Annotated in this window: 10 protein-coding genes; 7 read left to right on the top strand and 3 right to left on the bottom strand. The window is 57.8% G+C overall.

From position 1 onward, the window contains the following. Nucleotides 1-3: 3 nt before the first annotated feature. Nucleotides 4-1,455, top strand: coding sequence for an aldehyde dehydrogenase family protein (locus ACP0GE_RS10475; protein ID WP_424831894.1), 1,452 nt, complete (start codon nucleotides 4-6; stop codon nucleotides 1,453-1,455). Here the strand turns inward: ACP0GE_RS10475 and pncB are convergent. Next, nucleotides 1,452-2,744, bottom strand: coding sequence for a nicotinate phosphoribosyltransferase (gene pncB / locus ACP0GE_RS10470; protein WP_424831893.1), 1,293 nt, complete (start codon nucleotides 2,742-2,744; stop codon nucleotides 1,452-1,454). The two genes, ACP0GE_RS10475 and pncB, sit on opposite strands and share 4 nt — an antisense overlap. A gap of 162 nt (nucleotides 2,745-2,906) precedes the next feature. Between pncB and ACP0GE_RS10465 the strand changes: the two genes are divergently transcribed. Continuing rightward, on the top strand, nucleotides 2,907-3,440 hold the full coding sequence (locus tag ACP0GE_RS10465; protein ID WP_424831892.1) for a hypothetical protein: 534 nt from the start codon (nucleotides 2,907-2,909) through the stop codon (nucleotides 3,438-3,440). Here ACP0GE_RS10465 and pncA read toward each other — a convergent pair. Further along, a complete protein-coding gene (pncA, locus tag ACP0GE_RS10460; protein ID WP_424831891.1) occupies nucleotides 3,437-4,030 on the bottom strand; it encodes a bifunctional nicotinamidase/pyrazinamidase in 594 nt (197 codons plus the stop codon). The genes ACP0GE_RS10465 and pncA overlap by 4 nt on opposite strands. A gap of 96 nt (nucleotides 4,031-4,126) precedes the next feature. Between pncA and ACP0GE_RS10455 the strand changes: the two genes are divergently transcribed. Next, nucleotides 4,127-5,032 (top strand): rhodanese-related sulfurtransferase, encoded by a 906-nt coding sequence (locus ACP0GE_RS10455; protein WP_424831890.1) that lies wholly within the window; start codon nucleotides 4,127-4,129, stop codon nucleotides 5,030-5,032. A gap of 64 nt (nucleotides 5,033-5,096) precedes the next feature. After that, on the top strand, nucleotides 5,097-5,609 hold the full coding sequence (locus ACP0GE_RS10450) for a potassium channel family protein (protein WP_424831889.1): 513 nt from the start codon (nucleotides 5,097-5,099) through the stop codon (nucleotides 5,607-5,609). 3 nt (nucleotides 5,610-5,612) lie between these two features. On the opposite strand, the gene ACP0GE_RS10445 is transcribed toward ACP0GE_RS10450, so the two are convergent. Further along, nucleotides 5,613-5,942: a hypothetical protein gene (locus ACP0GE_RS10445; protein ID WP_424831888.1), complete on the bottom strand. Its 330-nt coding sequence runs from the start codon at nucleotides 5,940-5,942 to the stop codon at nucleotides 5,613-5,615. Nucleotides 5,943-6,126: 184 nt separating this feature from the next. On the opposite strand from ACP0GE_RS10445, the gene betB reads away from it, so the two are divergent. The 3 genes from betB (at nucleotide 6,127) to ACP0GE_RS10430 (ending at nucleotide 11,528) form a co-directional block, all read left to right on the top strand. Continuing rightward, entirely contained in the window at nucleotides 6,127-7,581 is a 1,455-nt protein-coding gene (gene betB / locus ACP0GE_RS10440) for a betaine-aldehyde dehydrogenase (RefSeq protein WP_424831887.1), read from the top strand. 135 nt (nucleotides 7,582-7,716) lie between these two features. Further along, nucleotides 7,717-10,158 carry a GcvT family protein gene (locus tag ACP0GE_RS10435; RefSeq protein WP_424831886.1) on the top strand — a complete coding sequence of 814 codons (2,442 nt, stop codon included), beginning with the start codon at nucleotides 7,717-7,719 and terminating at the stop codon, nucleotides 10,156-10,158. Next, nucleotides 10,158-11,528: an MmgE/PrpD family protein gene (locus ACP0GE_RS10430; RefSeq protein WP_424831885.1), complete on the top strand. Its 1,371-nt coding sequence runs from the start codon at nucleotides 10,158-10,160 to the stop codon at nucleotides 11,526-11,528. Before ACP0GE_RS10435 ends, ACP0GE_RS10430 begins: the two co-directional genes overlap by 1 nt. The last annotated feature ends 25 nt before the right edge of the window (nucleotides 11,529-11,553 follow it).

The raw sequence follows: 11,553 nt of genomic DNA, 5'->3' as shown, positions 1-11,553 counted from the left end.
CCCATGCCCAACCCTCTTTGGTTTGATCCCGCGTCTTGTCTGATCGGGGGCGCATGGATGCCGCCTGTCTCGGGTCAGGTGCTTCCTCTGATCAACCCGTCTGATGGTGTTGAAATCTGCAAGATCGCGCGGGGGGATGCGCAGGATATCGATCTGGCTGTTGAGGCCGCGCAGACGGCGCTGGAGGGGGATTGGGGGAGCAAGACCGCGCTGGAACGCGGCCGCATTCTGACACGTTTGGGCCAACTGGTGCTGGAGCGTGTGGATGACCTGGCGCAGATCGAGGCGATGGATGTGGGCAAACCATTGACGCAGGCGCGCGCGGATGCGGTAGCGCTGGCCCGGTATTGTGAGTTCTACGGAGGTGCTGCGGATAAGGTGATGGGCGAGACGATCCCCTATCTGGAAGGTTACACCGTTTACACCCTGCGCGAACCGCACGGGGTCACCGGGCATATCGTGCCATGGAATTACCCGATGCAAATCATTGGCCGTTCGGTTGGTGCTGCGTTGGCCATGGGCAATGCCTGCGTCCTGAAACCGGCCGAAGAGGCTTGTCTGACTGCGCTTGCCTTTGCGCATCTCGCGCAACAGGCCGGATTGCCTGCCGGCGCGTTGAACGTTGTACCGGGGCTGGGGGCCGAGGCTGGTGCCGCTTTGTCGGCCCATCCGGGGGTTCACCATATCTCGTTCACCGGGTCGGTGGCCACGGGTGCTCTGGTCCAGCAGGCGGCGGGGCGCAATGTGGTGCCGGTGACGCTGGAATTGGGCGGAAAGTCCCCGCAACTGGTGTTTGACGACGCCGATCTGGATGCGGCGCTGCCGTTTCTGGTGAACGCGGGCATTCAGAATGCAGGGCAAACCTGCTCGGCCTCGTCGCGGATACTGGTTCAGCGCGGCGTGTATGAAGAGGTCAAGGCCCGCATGGCCGAGGCCTATGCTCAGCTTACAGTTGGCCCCGCGATGCAGGATCTAAGGGTTGGGCCGCTGATTTCAGCCCGGCAGAAGCAGATCGTATCGGGGTTTCTGGAAAAGGGCGCAGACCTCACTATCGCGGCGCAGGGTAAAATCGTGGACGGGGCGCCCGTGAACGGGGCCTATGTTCTGCCGACCCTGTTTGCCGATGTTCCCGCGGATCATGCCCTTGCGCGCCAAGAGATTTTTGGCCCGGTGCAGGTTCTGATCCCGTTTGAAACCGAAGAACAGGCTCTAAATATCGCCAATAGTACCGAATATGGCCTTGTCGCCAGCATCTGGACCCGTGATGGAGCGCGGCAGATGCGTTTGGCCAAGGGGCTGCATTCGGGGCAGGTTTTCATCAACAATTACGGTGCAGGCGGCGGTGTCGAACTGCCGTTTGGAGGTGTTGGAAAGTCCGGGCATGGTCGCGAAAAGGGGTTCGAGGCGCTGTATGGCTTTTCGCAGCTAAAGACGGTTGCGGCCTATCACGGCTAGACGATGACCTCGATCGCGTCTTGTGCGCCAACCCTGAAGACCCGCTTGTAACGTTCAATCTGATCCGCCGGTCCCATTGCTTTTTCCGGATTGTCCGACAGTTTGACCGTTGGCCGCCCGTTGGCCGATACGGCCTTGCACACCAATGAAAACGGCGCGAGGGCATCGTTTGGCACAAGATCGCGGAAATCATTGGTCAACAGCGTGCCCCAACCGAACGAGACGTTGGTCCGGCCCGCAAACTGCGTGTGCAATTCGCGAATTTTGTTCACGTCCAGCCCGTCGGAAAAGATGATCCGTTTCTGTGTCGGGTCTTCGCCCCGGGATTTCCACCACTCGATCGCAGTCTCTGCACCGGAGGCGGGATCGCCGCTATCAATGCGGATACCGGTCCAGCCGGCCAGCCAGTCTGGCGCGTTGTCCAAAAACCCTTTTGTTCCATAGGTATCGGGCAAAATAATGCGCAGGTTCCCCTCATGCTCATCATGCCAATCGCTGAGAACATCATAAGGTGCCTGCGCCAGCGCGGCGTCCGTATCGGCCAGCGCAGAATAGACCATAGGCAGCTCATGCGCGTTGGTGCCGATGGCTTCAACCTCGCGACGCATGGCGATAAGGCAATTCGATGTGCCAGTGAAAGATGACCCCAACCCTTCGATCATCGCCTGCACGCACCAATCCTGCCATAGGAAGGAATGCCGTCTACGGGTGCCGAAATCGGCAATGCTGAGGCCATCAGTCTCGCGCAACTGGCCGATTTTCTCCCACACACGCGTCATGGCGCGCGCATAAAGCACCTGAAGTTCGAACCGGCGCATGTCATTCAGTACCGCACGTGAGCGCAATTCCATCAAAACGGCCAGTGCCGGGATTTCCCACAGCATGACTTCATGCCACTTGCCTTCGAAGGTCAGCTCGTATTGATCGCCCTTACGCTCAAGATGGTAAGGCGGCAGGCGCATGTTCTCGAACCATTTCATAAAGTCGGAACGGAACATTTGTCGTTTGCCATAAAACATATTGCCGCGCAGCCAGGTGCTTTCCCCCCGGCTGAGGCTTAGCGAACGGATATGATCCAGCTGCTCGCGCAGTTCACCTTCGTCGATCAGACGGGCCAGCGGGACGTGATTCGAACGGTTGATCAGCGAAAATACGACATCGGTTTGGCGCTTATTTCGAAACACTGACTGGCACATCAGCAGTTTGTAGAAATCTGTGTCGATTAAAGACCTGATAATCGGGTCAATTTTCCATTTGTGATTGTAGACCCGCGTGGCGATGTCGACCATTGGAAGCTCCTGCGATTTCGATTGTTAGATCAATCGGGGCGGTGATTGGCAAGAGTCGCCAAAATGGTAACAATGCCAAGGACAGGTCACATTGCAGGCTTATTGTGAGTTCCCTTCACGCGGTAGTGGAGGGTGGGGGATGGTAGAAGGTTAGTTTTGTGAATGGGTCTAGAGTACGATTTTGACATAGTTGCCATTGCACCTGACGAAGTCGATCCGGAGCATGGTTTTGCTGCCATGACGGGCACGCGGCCCGTACGCGCCCTGTTTCGGGATTTTAACACGGCGCAGGCTTTGCGTTCGGCATCACCGAAAATCCGCCGGATTTTCTTGGAATCCGGTTTCAGCCTGGAAACACGTGCCAGTGGGGAAAAGCATGGATTCTATCCACCCGAAGATACGGCTGCGCGTAACCGTATCCTGAAACGGCTGTTTACCAACATCCGAAACATGGGCCTGCAGGGTGAATATTGCGGTGAATTCGATTTTTGGGAGTTTCTGAATCACGTTAGAACAGCGAAACCCTCGGAACCGCGCGTAAACGCCAAACCGGAACAACTGCCGAAACTGCACGACCCGGTCAGCACGCCTCCGGAACGGACGACGGTGATTGGCCGTGTGGGCATTGCGATAGCTGTCGCCGTTATTTTGTTTGTCGTTCTGAAATATCTGGCCGAACGCGGGGCTACGCCTTAGGCCAGCACGACACCTGCCGCACGCGTCGCATTCTTGGCTGCTGCCAAAGACCCGTCCATGTCGATGGCGCGGCATGCATCCAGTTTCACTGTTACGTCAAACCCAAGATTTGCGGCATCAATGGCTGAGTAATGCACGCAGAAATCGGTGGCGAGACCAACTATGGTCAGTTTTCCGATCCCGCGCGTGTCCAGGTATCCTTTCAGGCCGGTTGGCGTTTCCCGGTCGTTCTCAAAAAACGCGGAATAGCTGTCGATCGCGCTGCGAAACCCTTTGCGGATGATCAGATCTGCATCGGTTCGCAGATCCGGGTGAAAAGCAGCCCCATCGGTGCCCTGAACACAATGATCCGGCCATAGAACCTGTGGCCCGTAGGGCATCTCTGTCATTTCAAACGGAGCCTTGCCCGGGTGCGAACTGGCGAATGAGGAATGACTGGCCGGATGCCAGTCCTGCGTCAAGATGACGGCGTCAAACGCGCTCATCATGGCGTTGATCGGCGCGATGATCTCGTCCCCGCCGGCCACGGCGAGGGCACCGCCGGGACAAAAGTCATTCTGCACGTCGATCACGATCAGGGCATGGGTCATGCGGGTCTCCTGTTTGCTTTCTATCGGTATGGTCCGGGGCGGGGGTCGTCAATCCACTCTCTTGCGTCCGAACCGCGCGGGCCTTAAATCGCGCCCATGTACACAATTGCTGCCCTCTATCACTTTACCCGGTTTCCCAACCCCGAGGCCCTGCGCCCTGCGTTGCTTGACCTGTGCCGCGCGCAATCCGTCAAAGGCACCTTGCTTTTGGCGCAGGAGGGAATCAACGGCACCATTGCCGGACCCCGCGCGGGAATCGATGCTGTGCTGGCCCATATCCGTGCCCTGCCCGGTTGCGATGGGCTGGAATGGAAAGAGGCCACGTCCGACCATCCGCCGTTTGGCAAGATGAAGGTCCGGCTGAAGAAAGAGATCGTGACCATGGGGCAGCCGGACGTCGATCCGCGCGCCAGTGTCGGTCATTATGTCGAACCCGAGGATTGGAACGATCTGATCCGCTCGGACGACGTTGTGGTGATCGACACCCGTAACGACTATGAGGTGGCAATTGGTACGTTTGAAGGCGCGATAGACCCTGAAACGGCCAGTTTCCGCGAATTTCCCGCCTGGTGGGAGGAGAACAAGGACCGTTTTCACAACAAGCGTGTCGCCATGTTCTGCACCGGTGGGATCAGATGCGAGAAATCGACTAACTATCTGCTGGGGCAGGGGGTCGAGGATGTCTATCACCTCAAGGGTGGCATTCTGCGCTACCTCGAGGAAACACCGGTCGAGGACAGCACGTGGCAGGGTGAGTGTTTCGTGTTCGACAACCGCGTCTCGGTTGGGCATGGGCTGGTCGAAGGGCCACACAAGCTGTGCCATGGCTGTCGCCGCCCGATCCTGCCTGAGGATGTGAAACGCCCGGAATACGAACACGGCGTGGCCTGTCATCAATGTGTTGATGAGACATCGGAGGCGGACAAGATGCGATTCCGCGAGCGGCAGAAACAGATTCTGTTGGCCCGTAAACGCGGGGGCGTGCATCTGGGGTCGGACTGAATTCCGCTTGCAGGTCCGTGCCGGAATTTAGATGATCCCGTAAGACCAGCATGTTGGAGCCCTGATGTCGCGCGAACCCTCAACTCTGGAAGAATGGAAATCGACCCTGTTGGCCGCTTTGGGGTTGATGGTGGCCAGTTTTCTGGCCTGGTTTGGGTTGTCGCGGCTCAGCGAGGCGACTGCCGGGGATACGTTGGGCAGCATTGCCGCTGTTTGTCTGGTGATCTGGATCGTATCGCAGTCCTGGTACTATATGACTCAGGTGAAATCGCCGCGGCGGCTGCTGTTTCTGATGGGCGTGTCCTTCATTCAGGTTGTGCCCTTCCTGTTTGCCGCCGTCTACGGTGCGTTTGGCTATAATGACAACTGCGTGGACGGCGCGCAGGGCCCTGCCGATATCCTGTATTTCTCGTATGTGACCTTCACCACCGTTGGCTATGGCGACATGACCCCAACCGGCCTGTGCCGCTGGGTTGCTGTGTCCGAGGCTGTCTCAGGCTATATCCTGCTGGGCATGTTCGTGGCCGCAGCAGTTGCACTTTACACGCGCACTCACAGTCAAAGCGGCTCTGACTAAGCGTTATTTGTTCTGATCGATCCATTGCGACATCGTCTGTTTGTCGCGAAAACACTCATTCGGAATCGGACGCCGCTTACTGCGCGAGATACGCTCGGCAAAGGCGATCTGTTTGCCGGTGGGGTAATTGGCAAAAGGCGACGGGTCCGCTGGTTTGTTGGCGGAAATCCAGTCTGTCATGGATTTGCGATCCTGCTGCGCCTCGACCGGGATATCAAGGGCTGATTGCTGTGCGATGGCGCGGGCATAGCGCATTTGCCGGTCGGTGACCGGAAGAAGGTGGTAATCGTTGCTGGGTGCGTCGAACCAGCTTTGACGGGCAGCGTTGGTCATAGCTCGAAAAACCTCCGTTCCACCTGTGGCGTGGAACAAATATAGAACATTTTAGGAACTGTTTCAAGATTTCTGCCGGATACGGTGCCGTTCACGCCGCATATAAACCAGCCTGTCCCGTCGTCTTGCGACCATATTCGGCGCGCGTTATCTGCGCGTCCAAGACAGATCAAAGGACGATTCCATGAAATTTCAACCCGCAGCCAGTCACTTCATTGATGGGGAGTATGTCGAGGACACGGATGGTGCCGTGATCGACGTTGTCTATCCCGCGACCGGCGAAATCATCGCGCGGCTTCATTCGGCCACGCCTGATGTTGTTGATAAGGCTCTAAACAGTGCAAAAGCAGCACAATCTGAATGGGCAGCTCTCTCTGGAACCGAACGCGGCCGCATCCTGCGTCGGGCTGCTGATATCATGCGCGCGCGTAACTATGATCTGTCGGCTCTGGAAACCCATGACACTGGCAAGCCGATTCAGGAAACCACTGTGGCGGATGCCACCAGCGGGGCCGACGCGCTGGAATATTTCGGTGGCCTGACTGCATCGCTGACCGGTGAGCATATCCCACTGGGTGGCGGTGATTTCGTTTACACCATCCGCGAAGCGCTGGGCGTGTGCGTGGGTATCGGTGCGTGGAATTATCCGACCCAGATCGCCTGCTGGAAGGGAGCCCCGGCGCTGGCCTGCGGCAATACGATGGTGTTCAAACCATCGGAAACCACACCGTTGTCAGCATTGAAAGTGGCCGAGATTCTGATCGAAGCGGGGGCGCCCAAGGGCGTCTACAACGTGATCCAAGGTTACGGCGATGTCGGAGCATCTTTGGTGACCGACCCGCGCGTGGCCAAGGTGTCGTTGACCGGATCGGTCCCGACCGGCCGCAAGGTGTATGCCGCTGCCGCTGACGGCATGAAGCACGTCACTATGGAACTGGGCGGCAAATCCCCGATGATCGTGTTCGATGATGCCGATATCGAAAACGCAGTCTCGGGTGCGATTCTGGGCAATTTCTACTCCTCAGGGCAGGTCTGTTCCAACGGCACCCGTGTCTTTGTACAGAAAGGTATCAAAGAGGCTTTCCTGAAACGCCTCGCCGAACGTCTGGCCAACGCCAAAATTGGCGATCCGATGGATGAGGATGTCAGCTTTGGCCCCATGGTCAGTGAAAACCAGATGAATATCGCGCTGACCTATATCGAAAAGGGCAAGGCCGAAGGCGCGCGTCTGGTCTATGGCGGCGAACGGATCGAGGGCGACGGATTTTACATGCAACCCACCGTATTTGCCGATGTCACCGACGACATGACCATCGCACGTGAAGAGATCTTTGGCCCGGTCATGTCAGTGCTGGATTTCGATACCGAAGAAGAGGTCATGGCCCGGGCCAATGACACCGAATTTGGTCTGGCCGCCGGGGTGTTCACCAACGACCTGACCCGCGCGCATCGCGTTGTGGCCGGGTTTGAGGCGGGTACCTGCTATATCAACACCTACAACCTCGCCCCGGTCGAAGCACCGTTCGGCGGGTCGAAAATGTCAGGCGTGGGGCGCGAGAACTCGAAACTGGCGATCAACCACTTCAGCGAGATGAAGACGGTCTACGTGTCGATGAACGAAGTTGAAGCGCCGTACTGATCAAACCCGGATGCGCATCAAAACCGGCCATCCAAACTCTGTTCCCGACATTTCGCGTCGGGAACAGAGCATAAGCTAACCTCATCCTGTGGCTGACTTTCTGCAAGGGCGCTGATCTGAAGCAGGAGGCAAGCCATGAAAACCCACGCTCAGGCCGTTGTGATCGGAGGGGGGCTTGTCGGCTGCTCTATCCTTTACCACTTGGCCAAGCTCGGCTGGACGGATGTTGTCTTGCTGGAACGGGATGAACTGACCAGCGGTTCGACCTGGCACGCGGCGGCGAACATTCACGGGTTGCACGACAACAACAACATCACCCGCATCCAGCATTATACGATGAACCTGTATAAAGAGCTGGAGAAGGAAACCGGGCAGGGGTGCGGCGTATTTCAATCCGGCTCGCTGTATCTGGCGCAGACCGAAGACCGCGAACACCAGCTGCGTCTGCAAGAGGCGAAGGCCAGGTTCTACGGTCTGAACTTCTATGAAATCAGCCGGGAACAGGCAAAAGAACTGCACCCGTTGGCGCAGTTCGACGACATCCGCTGTATCATGTTCGAACCCGATGGCGGCAATGTTGACCCTTCGGGCGTAACCCATGCCTATGCGGCCGGGGCGCGGGCGATGGGCGCCACGATTGAACGATTTTGCCCAGTATTAGGCACTGAACAGCAGTCGGATGGTTCGTGGATTGTGCGCACCGAAAAGGGCGACATCCATACGCAATGGGTGGTCAATGCCGGTGGTCTATGGGGGCGGGAGGTGGCCGCGATGGCCGGGATTGAACTGCCGCTACAGCCGACCGAGCATCAGTATTTCGTCACCGAAGCGATTGACGAGGTTGCTGCTTTGGGCCGCCGCCTGCCTTCGATCGCCGACCGGGATGGAGAGTATTACTTTCGGCAGGAAGGCAACGGCCTTCTGATCGGCGCTTATGAGAAAGACATGCGGTTCTGGGCTGAAACCGGCACGCCGCTGGATTTTGCTCATGACCTGTTCCCGGACGATCTGGACCGCATCATGGAGAACGTCATTCGCGCCACTGAACGGGTGCCGGTGGCCGCAACGGCCGGTGTGAAACGGGTGATCAACGGGCCAATGATCTGGTCGCCGGATTCCAATGCGATTTGGGGGCCGGTGCCGGAATTACAGAACTACTTCTGTTGCACCGGTATCATTCCCGGGTTTTCACAATCCGGCGGGCTCGGCCTGTTATCCGCGCAATGGATGGTTGAAGGTGAGCCACAATACGACATGTTTGCCTGGGATTTGGCGCGTTTTGGGGATTGGGCCGACAAGGCGTTTACCAAGGCCAAGGTCGAAGACGTCTACACACACCGTTTCGCCATCCATTTCCCCAATGAGGAACGCAGCGCCGGTCGCCCGGCCCGTGTTAGACCCGCATATGAGATGCAGAAGGACATGGGTTGTGTCTTTGGCCTGAATTGCGGTTGGGAACATCCGCTGTGGTTCGCCGATCAACCCGGCGTGGTCGAGACCAACGGGTTTACCCGCCAGAACTGGTGGGAGCCTGTTGGCCGTGAGGCGCGGATGCTGCGCAACAATGTGGGCGTCATCGACATCTCTAACTTTGCCAACTACGTGATCAAGGGGCCGGGTGCCTATGACTGGCTGGACCGTTTGGTTGCCAACCGTGTCCCGACGCAGATTGGCAGGTCTTGTCTGACCCCGTTAATATCAGTTCGTGGCGGTGTGGCTGGAGACTTCACCATTACCAAAGTTGCCGAGGATGAGTACATGATGATCGGCTCGGGCATGGCCGAGCGCTATCATCAGCGGTTCTTCAACATGGTCGACATGCCTGCGGGAACGACTTTCGAAGTCGCCACCAATCGCATCGCAGGTTTCAACGTCGCCGGGCCCAGGTCGCGCGATCTGTTGCAACGGCTGACCAATGCGGACCTGTCAAACGATGCGTTCCGGTTCATGCGTTCGGCCAGAATTGAGGTTGCAGGCGTCACTTGCCTTGCTATCCGCGTCAGCTTTACCGGCGATCTGGGGTGGGAATTACATTGCGCCGAAGCGGACCAAGTTAGACTCTATTCTGCGCTATTGGAGGCAGCACAAGACCTTGGTGGCGGTCCGGTCGGTGGCCGCGCCCTTGGCGCTTTGAGGATCGAAAAAGGTTACGGCTCGTGGGGCAGGGAGTATTCGCAGGAATATTGGCCGCAAGAGGTCGGGTTGGCGGGTCTGATCAAACTGGAAAAGGACTTCCTGCACAAAAACGCTTATCTGGCCATCAAGGACAATGCCCCCCGAGAGGTGTTGTCGATGTTTGAGATCGAAGTGACCGAAGCTGACGCCTCGGGCGGTGAGCCGATTTTCAACCCCGACGGCAAGCCAGTGGGTCGTGTGACATCGGGTGCGTATGGCTATTCGGTCGGGAAATCCCTGGCCATCGGCTATGCCAATCCGCAGATGGCCAAACCCGGTGACCGTGTCGAGGTCTTCATTCTCGGCAAACCCCACCCCGCCCGAATTCTGCAAGAACCTCCCTTCGATCCCAAGGGCAAAAGGCTGCGCGATGTCGAGGCATCTGTGGCAGAGACCGTCTGATGACCGTTACATTTGAACAGGTGGCGGAGTTTATCCTGCAGCGCCCTGCCTGCGAAATGCCCGAGGACGTACAGGAATGGGCTGCCCTGATGTTGTTGGACACTCTGGGCGTCCTGATTGCTGCCGGACCGATGGAGGCTGGTGTCATCGCGCGCGACACGGCAGTATCCCTCTACGCCAGCAATGATCCGTCTTTTACTGCGCGTTTGTTGTTTGATGGGCGGAAAGCCAGTCTGGCAGGTGCCGCATATGCTGCCGCGACGCAGACTGATAACCTTGATGCGCATGATGGCTTTAACCCGACAAAGGGACATATCGGCGTTGTCGTGGCGCCTGCGCTCACCGCGTTGGCTGAACATTGCCCGGAGTTGACCGGCCCCGAGGCGCTGGCAACTGTAATTGTCGGGTATGAAATTGCAGGTCGCGCTGGTTTGGCGCTGCATGCGACGGTCAGTGACTATCACACTTCGGGCGCGTGGAATGCACTGGGCGTTGCGGCGATGGCCGCGCGGTTGCGTGGTTTCACCCAAGATCAATTGCGCCAAGCGCTTGGGATTGCTGAATATCATGGACCTCGCAGTCAGATGATGCGCGAGATCGCCAACCCGACAATGCTGCATGATGGTTCGGGTTGGGGTGCCCTTGTCGGTATGTCCGCAGCGCTTTTGGCCGAGCGGGGTTTCACCGGCGCCCCGGCAATCACGATCGAGGAAGATCGCGCAGTGCCGTATTGGGACGATCTGGGCGACGTCTGGCAGATGTGTCAGCAATATGTGAAACCCTATCCGATCTGTCGCTGGGCGCATGCCGCTATTGATGGGGTGCGTTTGCTGATGCAGGAACACGCGCTGACCCACGAACAGATTGAAACGATCCGGATCAACAGCTTTCACGAGGCAGCGTGCCTGTATCGGGGCCTGCCCCAGACCACGTCTCAGGCGCAGTATTCACTGCCATTTGCCGTGGCGGCATACGCTGTTCACGGCCAGATCGGTGTTGCCCAAATCACAGGAGATGGCCTGTCGGATCCAGACATTGCGGCGTTGATTAACCGAATTGAGGTGTCGGAACGTGACCGTCACAACGCCCGCTTTCCCGATGGGCGCTGGGCGGATGTCCAGATTGTCACCAAAGACGGGCAGGATTTTCATTCCGGAGACCTGAACGCCCGAGGCGGTCCGGATACCCCTTTCAGCCGAGAAGATATCATCGAAAAGTTCAGAGCATTTGCGGCCCCGTGTATCGGCCCAGATCGTGCGGACCGGATTGAAAAGGCAGTGCTTGGCCTGGCTGACACAAAGTCGCGGTTCTCGGATCTGGCCAAGCTTCTTTATCATCCACCACGAGCTGATCCTGATTTGTCGGCCTAGCCCTCATTTATCGATTCCCAGATTT

Source organism: Ruegeria sp., assembly GCF_965243365.1.
Lineage (GTDB): Bacteria > Pseudomonadota > Alphaproteobacteria > Rhodobacterales > Rhodobacteraceae > Ruegeria.
The sequence above is the reverse complement of the archived record's forward strand: the minus strand, read 5'-3'. Positions and strand labels throughout refer to the sequence as shown.